15 protein-coding genes are annotated in these 21,230 nt (G+C 37.3%); 6 read left to right on the top strand and 9 right to left on the bottom strand.

Translation table 11 applies throughout. The annotated features are described in order from the left end of the window. Positions 1 to 145: 145 nt before the first annotated feature. The 9 genes from H131_RS15275 to H131_RS15310 all read right to left on the bottom strand — a co-directional run bounded on the left by H131_RS15275 (position 146) and on the right by H131_RS15310 (position 14,354). Positions 146 to 3,052: a vWA domain-containing protein gene (locus tag H131_RS15275; RefSeq protein ID WP_010860072.1), complete on the bottom strand. Its 2,907-nt coding sequence runs from the start codon at positions 3,050 to 3,052 to the stop codon at positions 146 to 148. A gap of 17 nt (positions 3,053 to 3,069) precedes the next feature. Further along, entirely contained in the window at positions 3,070 to 4,521 is a 1,452-nt protein-coding gene (locus tag H131_RS15280; protein ID WP_010860073.1) for an S-layer homology domain-containing protein, read from the bottom strand. Between the two features lie 203 nt (positions 4,522 to 4,724). Beyond that, the gene (locus H131_RS15285; RefSeq protein WP_036130479.1) at positions 4,725 to 6,380 is read right to left on the bottom strand and encodes a hypothetical protein; all 1,656 of its coding nucleotides are present in this window, start codon (positions 6,378 to 6,380) and stop codon (positions 4,725 to 4,727) included. Between the two features lie 166 nt (positions 6,381 to 6,546). Next, positions 6,547 to 6,720, bottom strand: a complete 174-nt coding sequence (locus tag H131_RS23830) for a YjfB family protein (protein ID WP_080647677.1) — start codon at positions 6,718 to 6,720, stop codon at positions 6,547 to 6,549. 255 nt (positions 6,721 to 6,975) lie between these two features. Beyond that, positions 6,976 to 7,557, bottom strand: coding sequence for a ribosome biogenesis GTP-binding protein YihA/YsxC (yihA, locus tag H131_RS15290; RefSeq protein ID WP_036130482.1), 582 nt, complete (start codon positions 7,555 to 7,557; stop codon positions 6,976 to 6,978). A 4-nt stretch (positions 7,558 to 7,561) separates the two neighbouring features. Continuing rightward, entirely contained in the window at positions 7,562 to 9,886 is a 2,325-nt protein-coding gene (lon, locus tag H131_RS15295; protein WP_036130484.1) for an endopeptidase La, read from the bottom strand. A gap of 225 nt (positions 9,887 to 10,111) precedes the next feature. Next, a complete protein-coding gene (gene clpX / locus H131_RS15300; RefSeq protein WP_010860076.1) occupies positions 10,112 to 11,383 on the bottom strand; it encodes an ATP-dependent protease ATP-binding subunit ClpX in 1,272 nt (423 codons plus the stop codon). Between the two features lie 578 nt (positions 11,384 to 11,961). Next, positions 11,962 to 13,251 carry a trigger factor gene (gene tig / locus H131_RS15305; protein WP_010860077.1) on the bottom strand — a complete coding sequence of 430 codons (1,290 nt, stop codon included), beginning with the start codon at positions 13,249 to 13,251 and terminating at the stop codon, positions 11,962 to 11,964. 113 nt (positions 13,252 to 13,364) lie between these two features. Further along, positions 13,365 to 14,354, bottom strand: coding sequence for a DUF3196 family protein (locus tag H131_RS15310; protein WP_010860078.1), 990 nt, complete (start codon positions 14,352 to 14,354; stop codon positions 13,365 to 13,367). Between the two features lie 215 nt (positions 14,355 to 14,569). Here H131_RS15310 and H131_RS15315 point away from each other — a divergent pair, with 215 nt between their 5' ends. From H131_RS15315 to qoxD, 6 genes are all read left to right on the top strand, one after another. After that, positions 14,570 to 15,034 carry a hypothetical protein gene (locus H131_RS15315; RefSeq protein ID WP_036130488.1) on the top strand — a complete coding sequence of 155 codons (465 nt, stop codon included), beginning with the start codon at positions 14,570 to 14,572 and terminating at the stop codon, positions 15,032 to 15,034. 454 nt (positions 15,035 to 15,488) lie between these two features. Then, positions 15,489 to 16,331 (top strand): DUF2785 domain-containing protein, encoded by an 843-nt coding sequence (locus tag H131_RS15320; RefSeq protein WP_036130491.1) that lies wholly within the window; start codon positions 15,489 to 15,491, stop codon positions 16,329 to 16,331. Between the two features lie 944 nt (positions 16,332 to 17,275). Beyond that, positions 17,276 to 18,190 (top strand): cytochrome aa3 quinol oxidase subunit II, encoded by a 915-nt coding sequence (gene qoxA / locus H131_RS15325; RefSeq protein ID WP_010860080.1) that lies wholly within the window; start codon positions 17,276 to 17,278, stop codon positions 18,188 to 18,190. A 27-nt stretch (positions 18,191 to 18,217) separates the two neighbouring features. Then, on the top strand, positions 18,218 to 20,161 hold the full coding sequence (qoxB, locus tag H131_RS15330) for a cytochrome aa3 quinol oxidase subunit I (protein WP_010860081.1): 1,944 nt from the start codon (positions 18,218 to 18,220) through the stop codon (positions 20,159 to 20,161). A gap of 1 nt (position 20,162) precedes the next feature. Then, complete coding sequence (gene qoxC / locus H131_RS15335; protein WP_036130494.1) at positions 20,163 to 20,762, top strand: cytochrome aa3 quinol oxidase subunit III; 600 nt, start codon at positions 20,163 to 20,165, stop codon at positions 20,760 to 20,762. Then, the gene (gene qoxD / locus H131_RS15340; RefSeq protein WP_010860083.1) at positions 20,762 to 21,043 is read left to right on the top strand and encodes a cytochrome aa3 quinol oxidase subunit IV; all 282 of its coding nucleotides are present in this window, start codon (positions 20,762 to 20,764) and stop codon (positions 21,041 to 21,043) included. Before qoxC ends, qoxD begins: the two co-directional genes overlap by 1 nt. Positions 21,044 to 21,230 lie beyond the last annotated feature (187 nt).

A 21,230-nucleotide genomic window follows, 5' to 3' on the forward strand; every position in this document is an offset into this window, starting at 1 on the left:
GAACTCGTAGCGTTCTACTCTCATTAATCATGGCTGATTTTGTGCAATTTTAAACGAAATGGAAAAAGGCATTCAGAATATAATCATTCTGAATGCCTTTTGTCGTCAAGCTGATTCCCTCTATAATCTAAGAGCTGTTTATCTCTTAATTGGTAATAGTAACAGTTTTCATAGCTAGTAACTTACCTTCATTATCATAAGCTAAAAACTCTATCTCGGCATTTACTTTGAAATCCTGCATTGTCTGAACTGACTTTGTCAGCATATAGACACTATCGCTACGCTTCGTCAAATCAAATTTAACATCCCCACTAACAGAAGAGTAACGCACACTGACACTTGCTACACCAGGGCAATTGCCATCAATTCTTGCATTCATCGTAATATAGCCTTTACGTAGAGATACTGTTGATTCTTCAAATAAATCCTCAGGATTAATGCAACTTGAAGGTGTTGTTTTACATAAAATTGCATCAATTAGTTTTTGATACACTTGATGTAATTGTAGATTATCAATTGCATGATAATATGCACCACCTGTTTCTGACGCTAATTGTGTTAGTATTGCCTCATTAATTTGATTTTTCTTGCCCATACTAACTGTGTAAACTTTAACGCCTTTCTTTTTCGCATCATTCAGTACTTTTGTCATTTTTGCTTTACTCGTTTTACCGTCTGAAACAACAACAATAGACTTGGAAGTTTTTGTATCATTCGAAAATTTTGATAGTGCTATCTCAATGCCAGCAAAAATATCCGTTGCCCCTTTGTCATTCGATGTGCGATAGAGGTCTTTCTTTAAGACATTTTCGATAGTACCTTCTCCTAGTACATTCGCACTCGTATTTGTTTCAATTACAATATTATTTTTCGCCTTAATTTGATCGATTAATTCAATTGTTTTCTTACCACGATAATTTGTTTTATCTATACGTTTCATAGAAGATGAATAATCGACTACATAAGCAACTTCTGTTGCTAACGAGCATGCATTTTTACTAAAGTAAGGATTTGTGAAAATTTCTTTCGTAATCGTTTTATCTGTTATGTTCTTTAAAATGGTTGCATAACGTGGATCTACTTTATTGACTAGCGTAGCTTCTATTTTAGATTTCCCATAAATAATCGAGTCAAAATACGCTACAGCAGTTCCCGGACTACCAGTATTGTCTACAGAATTTGAAGTATTTGTGATAAAGGACGCCGTTTTTTCAACACCATCAAATTTGATTTTAACTGTTCCCTGATAGTCTGTAATAATTTCGCCACCTGGACTTACGAGTGTTACCATAACTTTTGTATAACGGTCTTTACCCGATGGTCTCGATGCTTCTTCTTCACTTTCCTTTAATGCATCCACGCGCTTTTTATAGGCCTCAACTTGTCCAAGTAATTTACCGCCTTGATATTTCAATAACACTGTACGGTCATAATTACTTAAACTTGTTAAAATTGCATAAATTTTCATCACACTATCATAGTGTTCCAGAGTTAGTTGTTTTTCCTCTGGCATATAGCTCATCAGCTGTATGATAGACCCAACTGGATTAATGTTTTCTACTTGCGATGCGATAGCATCATCAATTCCTTGAATGCGATAGATTGGGCGACCATCTTCTGAAATCATATACATGATTTCAATTGTATTATCTTTATTTACAGAATTGTCTAATCTCTTTTGAATGATTGTTTCAAAGAGCCAAACTGAAATATTATAGTTTTCAAATTGTAAAATCGCATTTTCATAGCCTAACGCAGGATATTTTGTATCACTACCCCCGTATTGTAAGTACATATTTTGAACATTTCCTAAAGGCGTTGTCACATTTGTTTGCTGTCCAATACTGAATACCTTTTTATCTGGGTCAATCCAATGGACGTTAACGATGTTTTCTGTAAAGAATTCTGGTAGTTTTTCGTATGGTACATATGGTGGAGTTACATTGCCATCACCATCATCTAAGTTCGCTGGGTCATACACTTCAAAATTTATGCGCATTTCCGGCTGAGGTGAGTAGCGAACTTGTGCATTTAATTTTTCTCCAACAAGACATTTCATGCTCGGATCAGTATTGTTAATAAGCTCAAAAGAAATTGTATCACGCACAGATTTTGTTAGTTTAGGAGCTACTACTATTGCTGATACTGTAGAGCCATCCGATTGTACGTTTCGAACAGCTTCACCGGCAGTGTCAACAATTTTCGCACCATACGATGAAGTTACTCGGAATGTGTAGGATTTATCATCCGCAATTGGATCTCCATTACAAGCCTTTAATGATACAGTAATGAGTGTTGAATCTTGATCGTTGGCAATTAAATCTGGTTTTTCAACTTCAATACTTTGTAATGCATTATTGACATATTCAGGACCCGTAAAATCATTGTTATTATCCTTTGGTTCCTCAAATTCTGAACTATTTGAACCCATAAAACCTGCAGGTAAAGTAATTTTGTCATTATCACGGCCTGCTGTTGTACGTTTTAATCCTTGTACCGCAAATGAATCGCTTTGTACACTACGATATAAAAATTCTGCTGCATCACTACGCGTAAGCTTCGTAGATGGATTAAAATCAGCAAATGTTTTTTTACCCGTGCTACCAGTGGAAATATCATTTGTATACAAAAATTGTACTGCTTGAGGCTCGTCTAAATCGAAACCTTTAAATGCTGCATATATACGAGCAAATTGTCCGCGTGTAATCGTTTTTGAACGATTCGTTGCTACATAAGTTCCTTCAAACGGTAAATAAAATTCACTATAAAAATTATAGGCTACACTTTCGTTATATGTTAATGCATAGTTTTTATCAAGCTTTGCAAACATTGTTACAAGATCTCGTTCTGCTACCTGTTCGTTCGGTAAGAAATTATTTGCACCATTTAATGATAGTAAATCATTATCGACAGCCCAAGAAATCGCTTTGTACTTACTATTATTCGTCGGAACATCCTGAATCGTCGTGGCAGCTAGAGTAACTGGCGTAGCTGTCATTAAGACGAGTACAAAACAAGCAAGTATTAGCACTACTTTTTTAGCATATGTCATTCGTTTCAGTCCTTTCTTTAGTTAAAGAACAATACATCGTCTCGATAGTTTTGTTTTAAGTCATTTTCTAAATAATTTAGGAAGCGATCAAGCATAACAGATGCTTGTGCCCGTGTTAACGGTTGATTTGGATTAAATCGACCTGTTACAGGATCACCTGTCATTAAACCTAACTCATTGACGATGTATATACCATCTCGGGAATAGTTTGGTATTTGCGCATCATCAACAAATTTCGTAATATAACCAGGGTCTGGTGCTTTGTTTTCTAACCCCAATGCACGTACAAATATTGCAGCAGCCTGTGCGCGTGTAATCGCATTGTCAGGCTTGAAGTACTCTGATGTTACCCCTCTAATAATGCCTTTGTTTACTGCCGATTCAATGTATGGGTAATCTTTTACGGTGCGCTTTACATCTTTAAAAACACTCGTTGTTGATGTTTTCTTCGTTTTCTTTTCTTCCATAACACGTAAGTCTACTGCCTTACCAATTGCTATTGTAAAATCAAGTCGCTTCATTGGTGTGTTTGGTGAGAAGAAATTACTTGCATCCGTATAAATACCTAAAGAGTATAGTTTATCGACTGCATCTTTCGCATAATGATTTGTTAAATCACGGAATTTAGGGATGATTAAACGTTCAATTGTTGGCATATATTCTGTATCTAAATCAACTGTTCCCTTTGCCCCAGATGCTAAGTCATAGGTATATTCAGAGATAACATCCTTTTCACTAACAACTGCATAGCCTCCATCAAAGCTTGCTAGACTAGCTGGATTTTCCTCATAGTTTATGACACGAGATTTACTTGTAGATAAACGATTTTTCACATGACTCGTCGTACCATTGCTATACGAATAAATCGATTCTGTAATTTGTGTTTCTGTTGCCCCCCAGAAGTTTTCGTACCCAACGTGGCGACTATCTGTATCCACCGTTACCGTATTTTTTTTCGCATTCTTGCCGGTTCCCGTTTGATACGTATAGGTTTTTCTTGAAATCACATTTCCTGAAAAATAATCAGAGGCTGCACGATTGTCAGTCACAGTTCCTTGAGAGAATTGGAAGTCTACCAAAGTGTAAGTTATATTACCTGCAACTATTTTCTCTGAATACTTTTTCACAACACCATTTGATGTCTTTTGACCAATCGTTGCATAATCAACTACATCTGATTCGTAAGCCATATTTCGTGTAAGTGTAGCTCCATTGCTTGCTGTTAGTTTTAGGCTAAACGTTTCTGTTAATTTACCTTTTGTTTCTTTTTGTGTAATTTTAATGTCTTTACTAGTGCCTTTAAATACTATCGGTGTTCCTGTAATGAAAACAGCTTCTTCATATGTATATTCATTTTTTACAGCACCTGTCGTTTCTGCTGATGCAGCAGAAGCATCTACTGGTATATTCGCCACAATAACAAATACTACAAGAAATGCTAACATTACTTTCGATATATGTTTTCGCATTCGTTTTTTGTCCCTCTTTTCTAAAATACATAAATGTGGCTTTCTTATAAGACTAGCACATGCATAAAAAACAAGAATCTGCTCACAACCACGGGGTAAGCGCAATCCACAACAGCCGCTTCTTGCTTGGCTTACTTTCCCTCAGGAGTTGCGCAGATTCTTTTACTTTTTACGATTCCTATTAAAACAACTCTTCTACTTTATCAATCAACTAAAATGAAATGTGCTTTGACAAATCGGTCAGATAATACAACTAAACGATCAGATGGTTTTAGATCAGATGGTTGAATGACTTTACCCGCTTTAATTAGCGTAGCTTGATCAATATTCATATCAATCATTTCACCAGCCTCATACCAACGCCCATTTTGCCATTGACTAACGCTCTTCACGTTGATAACTGCTGGATATGTTGATTTTACCGATTGCAGCTTACCTGCCAACATTAATGGTGCCACTGGTTTTGCATTATTTAAAATATGAAGAGCTTGAACATGCCCATCTTTCACATAGAAGTAACCATAATCCCCTTCAGATAAATAAAGTTCAATATCCGGCATCACAGTGTATGTTTTATTACCATCATCAACCTTTGCCTTTGTCGTATTGCTAACGGACAGTACTACTTTATCCGTAGTATTCTTAAAGACATTCGATTCTATTTTTATGGCATCATCAATTTCTATTAAGTAGCCATCTGCTTGTGATAAACGACCATAGTATAAATCGTGCGTTGCTAAGTTTGGTGACATAAAGCTATCACTTGCCACTTGTACTACTTGTGCATAGTGGTCGCGAGCAGCACCGTCGGAAATAACAAACGCTGTACCGTAAGCTAGTAATCCTGTTGGTTCGATTAAACGATTATTACGAATTAAAATTGTTCCATCATGGAAGTACATCGTGCCAGCTGTTTTTAGCTTTAAGAATTGATAGTTTGTATCAACAGCGAGCATCGGTTCATAGTAAGTACGTTCATTGTTTTTTAATAGGACAATTTTTTCTATTACTTCTTTGCCAAACTGCTTGACAGTTGCATAATACGCTTCACTGCCAATGTAATTTTTCAATTGACCTTTTTCAATTTTGGTATTACCTACGTAAATTGGTACTTTTGAAGAAAAATTCATCGTTGTTAAAGCAGTCGTTGTCTGTGCCCCGAATTGCCAGTTCACAAAGGCATGCTGATTTTTTACAGTTAATTTATTTGCATTAGCATTAACTGCCTGTATTTCACCTTTATAGAGATTTTCGACTAAAGTGCCCGACTCACTAATATTTACTTTTGTCACAATCGAGGTACTTGTGTTTTTAAGATTTAGCTTAACACGATCACCTACATACATCGCACTAATATCAACAGATGAAGAATTTTTTTGATAGGTTGTATCCTTGTTAATATAGTATGTTGTCTCTTGCCCGATATCAGGCTTCACCATTATAAACATCCCATTAGGGTCGATGCTTGTTACTACCCCAGCAATCGTTGTCGCATTTTGTACAACCGTTGTAGTTTCTTCAGAAGTATTGGAAGTACCATGAAGCTCAACGACATTACGAAGTGAGACATTAGCTTCTACTTTCATGCCCATCTTAAAGCCCTCGATAGATGTCTCTGTGTTATTAATATACAGACGGGTATTATTATTAATATTGTACGTTACTGTTCGACCGCTATCATTTTGCAACGTAATTTTACTTAGCACCTTCTCTAATTCTCCGTTGGCATTCGTATATTCAGAATATGTTACATCAACGAAGGTTCCTGTTACTAACTGCGCAGCTTGTGCACTTTGCCCTGATGGAAACACAAGAGCAATTAGCAACAAAACCATAAATATGTATGGAATCTTTTTCAACAATTCCCGCCTCCTTAAAAATTTGTTATTTATGAATAGTATATCGCATTATTGGTAGTTTTTCTTATTGAAAAAGTTACATTTTAACACAATTCTATTTAAGATTGAAATTATCATTAAACATAAAGACGGAGGTAGCTTCCAAATTTAAGCTACCTCGCCATTATCATACTTGGATGTCAATTGTATGTCCGGCTGTCGGATGTGGAGCGTCTAACATTTCTACTAACTGCTCTGTATTTTGTTGTTGCATATCCATTGCTTGCTTCGTAACTGCTAAAGATACATTTTGCATGAGACTTGCTTGATTCATTGCGATAGATAAAGCTGCGATATCCATTTAGTCCACCTCCTATCTAATTTATCGGACAAAAATTTCGTTCATCAAGTTATTTCCCCATATTTCTACACAACTTTCGTGTGACGTATCAAGAAATAAATAGATGTCACATCTATGCAAAGTTAGCAATATGAAATGATGGCCACAGATGCATGAGCACACTGTGATTGACCTATATTTATGCACATACTGTAATATGAGGACAAATAAAAAACATCTACGGCCCTAGCTTTAGACGCAATAGATGTTTTTTCACTACATTTTATTTTCGATGAGACGCCAAGCTTCTTCAAAACCAATTCCTTTTTCAGAAGAGAACACAACTAAAGGATCATTTTTATCCATATCCAGTGTTTCCTTGACTACTTTCTTGTGTTTATCCCATTTACCTTTTGGAATTTTATCTGCCTTCGTAGCAATGACAATACATGGGATATTGTAATGCTTTAAGAAATCATACATCATACAATCATCATCAGTTGGAGGATGACGTAAATCAACAATTTGCACAACGGCCTTTAATTCTTCACGGCCAGTAATATAGCGCTCAATCATTTTCCCCCACGCTTCACGCTCCGTCTTAGAAACCTTCGCATAACCATAGCCTGGAACATCGACGAAAAAGAGTTGTTCCTCGATTTTATAAAAGTTTAGCGTTTGTGTTTTCCCCGGTTTAGAAGAAATACGCGCTAATGCTTTTCGACCAATCATACGATTAATGAATGAAGATTTCCCAACATTTGAGCGACCTGCTAATGCAAACTCTGGCAGTCCATCTTCTGGATATTGGTCCGGTCTTACTGCACTTATGACCATTTCGACGTTATGGACTTTCATTTCTTTAAAAACCTCCGTCCAGTGCATATGCTAAAACTTCATCAGCAGATGACACTAGTTTAAATGTAAGTTGCTCGCGCACACTTTCAGGAATATCTTCAATATCGCGCTCATTATCTTGTGGACAGATAATTGTCGTTAATCCTGCTCTATGGGCACTGAGCGTTTTTTCTTTCAAGCCACCAATTGGTAGCACACGACCACGTAATGTAATTTCACCTGTCATACCAACTTCACGACGAATTGGACGGTGTAAAATCGCAGACACAATCGCTGTAGCCATTGTAATACCAGCTGAAGGTCCATCCTTTGGCACAGCGCCTTCAGGTACGTGAATATGAATATCATGCGTTTCAAAATATTCTGCATCCACATCTAGATCCTCCATTTTTGTACGTACATAGGATAGAGCTGTTTGCGCTGATTCCTTCATGACATCTCCGAGCTTCCCTGTCAGCTGTATTTTCCCCTTACCAGGAGTTAATGAAACCTCAATTTGTAAGGTGTCGCCACCAACAGTCGTATAAGCAAGTCCAGTTGCCACGCCAACCTGGTTTTCTTTCTCAGCTTGACCATAACGGAAGCGATGCTTGCCAAGTAAATCTTCTAATGATTTTGAACTTACCGTCACACGTTTCTTTTCGCCTGAAACAATGATTTTTGCGATTTTACGGCATAGTGTTGCTATTTGACGTTCTAAACCGCGGACCCCTGCCTCACGCGTGTAATAACGAATAATATCTAACACAGCTTCATCTTTTATGATGACTTGTGTTTTCTTCAGGCCATGTTCTTTTAATTGTTTTGGAATCAAATGATTGTTTGTAATTTGGGCTTTTTCAATTTCTGTATAGCCTGCAATCGATATAATTTCCATACGATCTAGTAACGGTGCAGGAATTGTGCTCAAATCATTTGCCGTTGCAATAAATAACACATTCGATAAATCATAAGGTTCTTCGATATAGTGATCACTAAATGTATTATTTTGTGCAGGATCCAGTACTTCTAGCATGGCAGCTGCAGGATCTCCTCTAAAATCATTAGACATTTTGTCGATTTCATCCAATAAGAAAACTGGATTAATGGTACCAGCTTTTTTCATGCCTTGAATAATACGACCTGGCATAGCTCCTACGTAAGTGCGTCGATGCCCTCGAATTTCAGATTCATCACGAACGCCGCCTAATGAAATACGAATAAATTTACGATCTAGACTTTCAGCAATTGAGCGAGCTAAAGAAGTTTTTCCGACACCTGGAGGGCCAGATAGACATAAAATTGGCCCACGCAATGAGTTTCTCAACTGTCGTACCGCCAAATATTCCAGTACACGTTCTTTTACTTTTTCTAAACCATCGTGATCGCGATTTAAAATTTCCTCTGCATGTGCAATATTCATGCGGTCCTCGGTTGCTTTTGTCCATGGTAACGATACAATCCAATCAATGTAATTACGGATAACACCACTTTCGGCACTAGCTCCTGGAACCTTTTCATAACGGTCGAGTTCTTTAAGCACGACTTCTTTTGTCGATTCAGGCATACCCGTCTCATCAATACGTTTGCGTAATTCTGCAACCTCACCAGTTTTCCCTTCACGATCCCCTAGCTCTGTTTGAATCGCCTTCATTTGTTCACGTAGGTAATATTCTTTTTGCGTACGCTCCATCGATTGCTTAACTTTTGTATTAATTTTCTTTTCTAGATCAAGTACCTCTTGCTCATCATGTAGGCGGATTATTAAATGGTCTAAACGTTTTTTCACGCTTAGCATTTCCAATACTTCCTGTTTATCAGCGATCTTAATTGGCAAATGCGACGCAATAATGTCTGCTAAACGACCGGGCTCTTCGATGTCAGTAACAGTATTAATTGTTTCTGTGGTAATTTTATTGGAGGATTTTGCGTATCTTTCGAAATACGTTAACAACGTCCGCATTAAAGCCTGTGTTTCAACATCTTTATTTGCAGTTTCTTCCTTGACATCAATATCAACAACAGTATATTTTTCTAACGCTTGATAGTTAGACCATGTTGCGCGTGTTACACCTTCCACTAAAATACGAAGTGTACCATTCGGTAATTTTAGCATTTGCTTTACGTATGCCATTGTACCAACTGCATATAAATCTTGTTCTTCCGGCTGTTCATCATGCATTTCTTTTTGTGTTACCAATAAAATCAATTGGTCCTCTAACATTGCTTGTTCCAGCGCTGCTACAGAACGATTTCTACCCACATCAATATGTAACACCATCGAGGGGTATACTAAAAGTCCACGTAAAGGCAATAATGGTACATTTGTTGTTTTTTGTATTGTCACCATGCGGGTATTCACCTCCGTCAAAATTTTGTTTACAATCCCGCGTTACTAGTATGTGTCTAAATAATGGATTCACACTATCTAATCAAACGAGCCAAAAATTTCATTCATTTACAGTTGGCTTTATGTATGAATAAAAAGCTGACTGTCGATATGTGCGAATATTGCACAATCGAAGTCAGCTAAGTTACTCTTTATCTCATAACAATAGACAGCCAAGTCTGTTCATTATGCTGAAGTTTTTGTGTCGCTACCTTCATCGAGTTCAGTGCCATCTTCAAGAAGCAATTTCGGTTTTTCTTTATCCGTAATTGTTTTTGCTGTAATGATACATTTTTTCACGTCATCACGTGATGGTAGTTCGTACATTACTTCTAGCATTGTTGACTCAATAATTGAACGAAGACCGCGTGCACCTGTTTTACGTTCAATTGCTTCTTTCGCAATTTCAGAAAGGGCACCTTCATCAAACTCAAGCTCAACACCATCTAGCTCAAGCATTTTTTGATATTGCTTCGCTAGTGCATTTTTTGGCTCGGTTAAAATTTGTACAAGCGCCGTCTCGTTTAATTGTTCAAGACTGGCAAGTACTGGCAAACGACCAATGAATTCCGGAATAAGACCAAATTTCAGTAAATCCTCTGGAATCAGCTTCGCCATTAATGAGCCTTCATCCACTTCTACTTTATTTGGATCTGAACCGAAGCCAATTATTTTCTCGCCTTGACGGCGTTTGATAATAGATTCAATACCATCAAATGCACCACCTACGATGAATAAAATATTTGTTGTATCGATTTGTAAAAACTCTTGGTGTGGATGCTTACGTCCGCCTTGCGGTGGCACACTTGCAACAGTTCCTTCTAGAATTTTCAGAAGTGCCTGTTGAACTCCTTCACCAGAAACATCACGAGTAATCGATGGGTTTTCTGATTTTCGTGCAACTTTATCGATTTCATCGATATAGATAATGCCTTTTTCTGCACGTTCAATATCATAGTCTGCTGATTGGATTAATTTTAGTAAAATATTTTCTACGTCCTCACCTACATAACCAGCTTCTGTTAAAGAAGTAGCATCCGCAATTGCGAAAGGAACGTTTAATATACGCGCTAGTGTTTGAGCTAATAATGTTTTACCGCTACCAGTTGGGCCGATTAACACAATGTTCGATTTTGCTAACTCTACATCATCAATCTTACTATTCGTATTGATGCGTTTGTAGTGATTGTAAACCGCAACCGCTAAGGCTTTTTTAGCACGTTCTTGTCCAATTACATACTCATTTAAAATCGATAAGATCTCTTTTGGTTTCGGAATATCTTGGAATTCGATTTCTTCCTCTACACCTAGTTCTTCTACAACGATTTCAGAACAAAGCTCGATACATTCATCACAAATATAAACACCAGGACCTGCAACTAGTTTACGCACTTGTTCCTGTGGCTTTCCACAGAATGAGCATTTTAAATTGCCTTTTTCATCATTAAATTTGAACAATATGTTTCACCCCTATTCAAGCAACAATCTTACAAGATTATTGAACCATTATCAAATAAATTGACTGCATCAATTACGCTTCCGCCTAATTACGTCGGTATTTTGAATTTGTACTAGGCCTGTAAGACCCAAACCAGTTAGCCGCCTACATCGTATGGAAACAACACAATTAGCTAACATTCTAAAATAACACCTTCAAAAAACGTAATATCCGCTTGTGGCTTAACTTCATTCAGCAGGGGTTTGTTATTCATCATTTGATGGAAAACCCTTTGATATTCACTCCCACTATGAGCAGGTAGAATGTCTCGGTCTCGTATGATACTTATCGTTTGCAGTAAAGACAACTTTTGTGTAAACGATTCATTTTCGAGAAAATCTGCTGAATGAAGTTAAAATTTAGCATCGTGTGATAAGTCAAACAACAATACTATGTATAAGAAAGAGTATTAAGGCTCTTGCCTATCCCTTAGAGCAGGCTTTAGCTTAGATTTAAAAATTTATATGTGATAAAACAAGGCACGGTAAAATGCCGTACCTTGTGTCTTATAAATTCACTATCTAGTTACCAAAAAATCTTATTCAGTAATTTTAGCGTTTTCTACTAAAAATTCAACTGTTTTTTGAATTTTAATGTCATTTTCAAGAACTGCAGTGCCGCCTAAAGCGCCAGTAATTTGTTCTTTAGTCATGTTGAATTGAGCAGCCATTTTTTCTAATTCCGCTTCAATATCAGCTTCAGTTGCTTCAATTTTTTCAGCTGCAGCGATTGCTTCAAGTGTTAAAGAAACACGTACACGGCTTTCAGCTTCTTCTTTCATTTGACCACGTAAATCTTCTTCTGTTTGACCAGAGAATTGGTAATAAAGGTCTAAGTTCATACCTTGTGTTTGTAAACGTTGACCAAACTCTTGTAGCATACGATCAGTTTCAGAATTTACCATACCAGCTGGTACTTCGAATTCTGCGTTTTCTGCCGCTTTTTCCACTAATTCGTCACGTAGTGTAGCATCTGATTCTGCTTGTTTTTGTGTAGCAGTTTGCTCTTTAATTTTTGCACGTAATGCTTCTACGCCTTCTACTTCTGGATCTAATTCTTTCGCAAACTCATCGTTTAGTTCTGGAAGAACTTTTGTTTTTACTTCTTTTACAGTTACTTTGAAAGTAGCTTCTTTTCCAGCTAATTCTTCAGCGTGGTATTCTTCTGGGAAAGTAACAACTACGTCTTTTGCTTCGCCAGCTTTTAAGCCTACAACTTGCTCTTCAAAGCCAGGGATAAATGAACCTGAACCGATTTCTAGTGGATAGTCTTCGCCTTTACCACCTTCGAAAGCTTCCTCACCTACAAAACCTTCAAAGTCGATAACAGCTGTATCGCCTTCAACAATCGCTTCGTCTTCTTTAATTTCAAGTTCAGCTTTACGAGCTAATTGTTCTTGAATTTGTGCTTCTACTTCTTCGTCAGTTACTTCAACTGGAAGTTTCGCAACTTCTAAGCCTTTATAGTCACCTAGTTTTGGTTCTGGTTTCACAGTTACTTGCGCAGTGAAAGAGAAATCTTGACCATGTACAAAGTTTTCTGTACCAGAAATTTCTGGGTAGTCAACTGGCATAATACCAGCTTCATCAATTGCTTTCGAATACGAATCTGGTACGATGATTTCTAATGCATCTTGGTATAAAGATTCGATACCGAAACGTTGTTCAAACATTTTACGAGGCATTTTACCTTTACGGAAACCTGGTACATTAATTTGTTTTACAACTTTTTTGAATGCTTGATCCATTGCTGCGTCTACTTCTGCAGCTGGTACTTCTATAGTAAGAGTACCGATATTACCTTCTTGTTTTTCCCATTTTGCTGACATGTATAAATACCTCCAAATAAATAATCAAGTTTAAAATGTTAGACAATTCATTCGTAACTACGATTTTGACAACCATTTTAGTATATCATAGATGCGTATAGTTTCAACTTATTTCATACTTCCTGTAGTTCTGTTAGTTTTTCTAACAATTGTAAAAACTCGATGATTTCATAGTCCATTTCCTGTACCTTCCCAAGCATCGTTTGAACAAAATCAATATAACTATAGGCAATATCATCCGTTTCAAATGGATACCATTCAAACGGATACGTAACAATGGCATGCTTTGCCATTAAATATTGTACCATTTCTAGGGTCGATGGGTCTTGTTCTAATTTACTCTCGATAATTTTTTTCACTCGTCCATACTGAGGTAACTGATTAGGCAATGCTAATTCAGCCGGGTTGATGGCTTTTGACTGATCAAATTTTGTGACATTGAGTTCAATGGACACCTCTTGCTCCACAAGTAAAATTAACGCTAAGCTTTGTACAAATGGATGAATAGTAGGACTTTCAATAATAGCCTTGAGCGCCGTTTTTAACTGTCGTACGTTTGTATCCATTAAACGATGCAGACGCATAGACTGTTCATTTGGCGTTAACGAACTAAAATTGGCCAATTCATACTCTTGTTGTTCCATCAATAACTGTGTATCTTCTTTTTGTTGAAGATTTTTTGCTACTTCTCTATTCAAACTTTGTAAACGCTCAAACTTTTCAAGCTGTGCTGCTGGAAGTACATTTTCTTCAATGAGCGCAGAAATTAACGCCTCTACTTGATGATATTCCTTTAGCTGCATACAAATAGTTATATAGAGTTCCATTACTTCGACATACATCGAAGTACCCATTGCGAGTAATCCCTCACAAATCTCCTTTGCTTTCACATACGCCTTTAATTCATATAAAGCATACGCATAAGCACTTAATGCTACTTCATCTCCCTCCTCATATAAAAATGCCTTTTCAAAGCTTGCCACGGCTTCTTCGTATTGATAATTTTCTGCAAACATTTGGCCCTGTCGTATTAACATTTGGGCTGCGCCAGGAAAAACAACAACATTATCATGTTTAATGACATGACGCTTTCGTTTTGTCATTTTTCTCACCTCTTTACTTGTATTTTCTACGCAAGTCTTCTACTAAATAATTTAAAAATTACTCATTTTTTACAAAACATCATTGCTTTTACATTCATTTTTTGTAATAAATTGTATTATAATTAATTAAATTCATCATAAAAAATTTATTGGCAGGCCTCTTTCAACCATTCGGTCTGCATGAGTAAACAAGTTCTTCACAAGGAGTGGAATACATGCAATTAATGGATACAATCAATGAATTCGATAGTCGCATCTCCCCCGATTTCGAGGCACTATCTATTAGAGTTACTTCAATTACGACCGCGGATGGTCCGCAACAAGATTATCCGATTAATTTCGAGTTTTTCACACGCACAAAGATTGATATGTACACGCGCGAAGCCATCACGCATATCACGAGTATCCGTGGGAGCATTCCGGGTTCCATTTCGATTGGTCACCAACACGAATCACTTTTTATTATTCCCCAAAGCGTACACATTGAATGCAACTATAAGCTTCTACGTATAGATATGAAAGATATGCATCGTATTTTACAGCATGCCCAACCTAACATCCATTATAGCGAATGGATAATTGATGCGATAAAAAACGCAAATATTCTTGTGGATTTAAAGACAAATCACAACACAATTATTGAATGGCCACTTGGTATAAAAGCAGCCATTATTCTGTAAATAGGATGGAGCCGTCTAAAAAATCTTTCAAACAACGCCGTCTTCCTTTCATCAGGCAAGGCACGAGCCGCACTGCTTTCTATCTTCACTCCATGCTGGATCTCATGCTCTTGCTTTTCCTACTCCTGTCGCTACGTTCTACTCACGCTTTCATTTCAAATACGATTGGCAGGCGTCTACGTTAGATTTTTTCTTTTGTATCAACAAAATAGTAAAAGTAGGATGCCTTTAAACACATTGTTTTTACTTTGTGTACGCCCCTTTTATTTGTTGCAAACCGTATAGCAATTAGCTGTTCCCTTTTTACTGCGTTTCTATCATATCAACTTTCAATAGTTTCTGATATGCCCCTTGGTATTTTCACTCAATACTACTGTAAAATATCAACTTTCAATTAAATGTTTGCAAAAAGGCGGTATAATTATTAATAGTATTATCATTGGGGGCTTTTCATATGGATATCAAAGAAACATTACAATTATTTTCTATTAAGACACTTACTGAGCGCCAGGACTTTTTTTTAATAAAAGGCGATTGGCTCTTACAACAAATGTTGACGCATATTGGCTCAACCGACGCAACGCTTCGCGATCATCTTATTCATCGCACATTCATTGACTTACTCAGTGACAACTTACTGAGCCCACAGCAATTACAATTTTTGTTTGATACTGCGACAACTGAGGATTTTTTATACTTAAACATTGGTGAAACATTTTCAGATAGTGTGTTTACACGTTCATTTTCGGCTTTACTTGTGGCAAATATACTCGCAAAGGATGCTGAACAACTTACTTTAAATGATGAAAGTTTACAACAATTCTTTAAAAAGATCGGACGTTATCTGTTATTAGAGCAGGACACACGCGGACAGGTTGAAGGCAAAGGATGGGCACATAGTATTGCACATGGCGCTGATTTAGCAGCTACAACTATTAAACATCCGAAGTTTGACTTACACCACGCACCTTCTATCCTCCATGCACTAAAGCTAACAACTTGGAAAGATACTGTCTATATCAACGATGAGGAAGAACGCTTAGTAAACATCATTGAGGCATTACTGAATCGTAGCTATTCCGAGGAAGCATTAATGGAATGGGTAGAACAAGTTTTCGACAAATTTGAAATGCATTTAATGACTCAAGGCTATAACCAGCTTTTTTTTAGCGGACGCACCTGCACACTAAATGTAATGAAAACATTGTACTTTGCCCTAAAAATGAATAATCAAGCAGCAAAGCTTCAAAATATCATTTATGGACAAGTCGCTAAATGGTTGAAGCTTGGCGCATAATTGACTATAGTGGCTATTTAAAAAGAACAACTTGTGTGTTAGGCATATTCCTAGCACACAAGTTTTTTATATAAATAAGGTAATAAACCGTTTAGACTACTGCAAATCGTATTTGCAACAAAAGTGCAACGTCCGCTACAGGAAACACGAGACCCAGTAGTGAGCATAAGCACATGCTTCCGTTCGCGTCTTGCCAGAGAAAAATGCCAACCTGACCAATGCTATTATTATCACCCCTCAAATATAAACCACCTATAATTTGGATGATAATGAAATTATATTAACATAATTATTACTTACATCCATATTTACCCTTTTCCTCCTTCCGACAATAGATATATTACCCTTTACATCCCCAAAAACTGTCTTTTTACATACTCCTTTTTTTAAAAAAACACAACTAAATTGTATTGAATGTCTAAGCATGGCGATGATTTTATTACAAATCAACGTCTAAAATGTGAAACAAAACTTTTCACAAAAAAAATGTTTACTTAGCTAAATTCGATAAACCCAGTGTTTTCAACGTTTGCACAGTGTTTATTTTATTTAACCTGAAAATACCAATGGTGAAATAACAATTTTTGTTCAAAAAATGTTCATATTCACACCCTATTGGTCATTCAAACTATAACAAAATAATTTTTTTCCTGAAGAATCGGGCGTATAATCCAATGTGCAAACAACGACAACTTGTGACCATCGACAGTTACTAACTGTCCTTTTGTGGTTGAGCAAATCATTGTCATTGCAATCGCTTGCACTAGACCATTCAAATACTAGATTTTACGTTTCATATTGAACCATGCCATTGTAAGTGCACATGTATTTGAATTGGTACATCAGATAAAAGAGGTGACCTCAATATCCACTATTTGTAAATGTGCATATATACTACACCACATGAATTTTATGAATAGCCGTTTAATAGGAAGGAGTCAAACATGAATAAAAAAATAAGCTTAATGTTTTTAGCATTCGGCGCTCTTGCGATCCTTGCTGGTTGTGAACCACTTACAATTTTCGATCCAAAAGGGCCAAATGCAAAAACATTATCAGACACAATTATTTTATCCATTATTACAATGGCCGTTATATTACTAGTCGTGTACGTGCTTTTGGCATTTATGCTAACAAAATACCGTGCATCAAAATCATCTGCTGATTACGAGCCTCCTCATGAAGAGGGTAGTCATCTACTTGAAATTACATGGACAGTTATTCCAATCATTATCGTAGCATTCCTAGCAGTTGTTACTGTGAAAACGACAAGTACAGTTGAGACAACACCCGAAGGTTATGATAATAAGGAGCCACTTGTTATTTACGCATCTTCTTCAAACTGGAAATGGCATTTTAGCTATCCAGAAGAAGGCATTGAAACAGTAAACTATGTCAATCTACCAACTGACCGTCCAATAGAGTTCAAACTTTACTCATTCGGACCTATTACAAGTTTTTGGATTCCACAGCTAGCTGGTCAGAAATACGCTATGAGTGACATGTTGACAACTATTCACCTGGCAGCAGATGAGGTTGGTTCTTTCATGGGTCGTAACTCAAACTTTAGTGGACGTGGATTTGCGGAAATGGAATTTGAAGCCCAATCTATGACACAAGCAGATTTCGACGAATGGGTTACTGATGTAAAAGCGAACGAAAAACCATTAACTGAAGAAAAATTTAATGAGCTATTAGCAGCTGAGCACGTAGGTCGTTCAAGCTACTCATCTACTCATTTAGAATTTAGTCCACCGCCTATGGAACATGGTGACATGGATATGGATGGCATGGATCATGAACAGATGGACCATTCAACTGATTCACACAAAGATTCCGAATCAACACATTCACATTAATTTTCAAATCTGAAAGGAGCGCATCCTATGAGTATGGAAGAAGTATTCCATCCAATGCAAGAACCGATGATTTTAGCGGCAGCTATTAGCATCGTTGTTGGTGCAGTTGCTATCGTAGCAGGCCTTACGTATTTCAAAAAATGGGGCTATTTCTACAAAAATTGGCTATCAACCGTTGACCATAAAAAAATCGGGATTATGTATATCGCCGTTGCACTTTTAATGCTATTCCGCGGTGGTATCGATGCACTATTAATGCGTGCACAAACAGCGGTTCCTGATAACGGACTTCTTGATGCACAACATTATAATGAAATTTTCACAACACACGGTTTAATAATGATTTTATTTATGGCAATGCCATTCGTTATTGGTTTAATGAACGTTGTCATTCCACTGCAAATTGGTGCACGTGACGTTGCCTTCCCACGTCTAAATGCAGTCAGCTTCTGGCTATTTGCAGCTGGTGCTGGCTTACTGAACCTATCATTCATCATCGGTGGTTCACCAGATGCAGGTTGGACTGCCTACTTCCCACTATCTGGCACAGAATTTAGTCCGACTGTAGGGAACAACTACTATTCTTTAGCACTACAATTATCAGGGATTGGTACGTTAATGACGGGTGTTAACTTCATCACAACGATCATTAAAATGCGTACACCTGGTATGACATTAATGAAAATGCCAATGTTTACTTGGTCGATTTTAATTACAAACGTTATTATTGTATTCGCGTTCCCAGTGTTAACTGTTGCGCTAGCACTAATGATGTTAGACCGTCAATTCGGCACAAAATTCTTTGCTATGCAAGATGGCGGTATGGATATGCTTTGGGCCAACCTATTCTGGGTTTGGGGACATCCTGAGGTTTATATCGTTATTCTACCAGCCTTCGGTATATTCTCAGAGATCATTGCAACATTTGCACGTAAAAACTTATACGGCTATAAATCAATGGTTATGAGTATGGTTGTTATTTCTTTACTATCATTCTTAGTATGGGCCCACCATTTCTATACAATGGGTCACGGCGTTATGGTAAACAGTGTCTTCTCTATTACCACAATGGCGATTGCTGTACCGACCGGGGTTAAAATATTCAACTGGCTGCTCACGATGAGGCACGGTAAAATTCAATTTACGACCCCAATGCTTTATGCACTTGGCTTTATTCCGATCTTCACAATCGGTGGGGTTACAGGGGTAATGCTAGCAATGGCAAGTGCCGACTATCAATATCATAATACGATGTTCCTAGTTGCCCACTTCCACTATGTATTAATTCCAGGTACAGTGTTCGGGGTACTTGCAGGTTACCACTACTGGTGGCCAAAAATGTTCGGTTTCCGTTTAAATGAAAAAATAGGTAAATTAGGCTTTTGGTTTATCGCAATTAGCTTTAACGTGGCATTCTTCCCTCTATTCATCTTAGGTTTAGATGGTTATGCACGTCGTATGTACACATACTCAGAGTCAACAGGCTACGGTCCACTAAACATGCTATCGTTTATTGGTGCACTTGGTCTTGCAGTCGGCTTTGCGTTTATCGTTTATAACATTTACTACAGCTGGAAACATATGCCGCGTAACGAAAAAGCAGATGTTTGGGATGGTCGTTCATTAGAATGGACAACGCATTCTCCAGTACCTGAATACAACTTTGCAGTAGTTCCCACTGTTACACGTTTAGACGAGTTCTGGTTTGCGAAAAAAGAAGGCCGCGATATTACTGCTGGTAAAATTGAAAAAATCCATATGCCTAACAACTCAGGGGCACCGTTCTGGATGAGTGGATTCTTCTTCCTTGCAGCATTCTTCGCTGTATTTAATCAATGGATTCCAGCCATCCTAAGTATGCTAGCTGTATTTGGCTTTATGGCTTATCGTTCATTTGAAAAAGATCATGGTCGTTATATTTCTGTTGAGGAAATTAACGAAACTGAGAAACGTTTGAGAGGTGACAAATAATATGAAAATCGATTCTTCACTTCCATTAGAATATAGTACAGAGGAAAACCGTCTAAAAATCTTTGGTTTCTGGATTTTCCTCGGCGCCGAAATCGTGTTATTCGCCACACTCTTTACCGTCTATTTTACGCTTCACAACCGTACAGGTAGTGGCCCAACTGGCGCAGAAATTTTCGAGTTAACACCAGTATTACTGGAAACATTTTTACTTTTAGCAAGTAGTTTTACAATTGGTCTTGGCGTACATGCTATGCGTCTTGGCAATAAAAAAGCAATGATGACATTCTTCATCATTACACTTGTGCTTGGTCTTGGTTTCTTAGGTATTGAGATTGATGAATTTGTTACTTATGTACATGAAGGTGCGACAATTACTACAAGCGCATTCTTATCATCATTAATGACTTTACTTGGTACGCACGGTGCCCACGTAACATTTGGTTTCTTCTGGGGCGTTGCAATTTTAATCCAAGTAGCAAAACGTGGTTTAAACCCACAAACGGCTAACAAAGCGTTTATCTTCTCACTGTACTGGCATTTCCTAGACGTTGTTTGGATTTTCATCTTCAGCTTCGTCTACTTGAAAGGACTGATTAGCTGATGAAGGAATTATTCCCAAAACAACATGTGATGGGCTTCGGCTTCTCACTTTTACTAACACTTGTCGCGTTATCTGTTATCGCATTTGACATGTCTTACACAATGGCATTCGCTATTCTACTAGTGACTGCTCTTGCGCAAGCAACAGTTCAATTAGTATTATTCATGCACATCGGTGAATCTGAAGACAAGAAAACGTTATATACAACGATTTTATATTCTGTATTCGTAGGTGTCGTAACAATCCTTGGTACATTATTTGCCATGATCTGGGGTTATTAATCATTAAAGGTCGCGAAAATGCTTGTCATTTTCTCGGCTTTTTTTCTTTTCTAAGATTAATATTTTCTCCATTTAACCCGACATTATACAGGAATACAGGATGAAAGGAGACAATACAAATGACTTCAAGTGTAAATTTATGGCCTACTATTCCTAGCCTTAGTACAAGATTATCACCAACAAACAA

This window comes from Lysinibacillus sphaericus OT4b.31, from assembly GCF_000392615.1.
Lineage (GTDB): Bacteria > Bacillota > Bacilli > Bacillales_A > Planococcaceae > Lysinibacillus > Lysinibacillus sphaericus_B.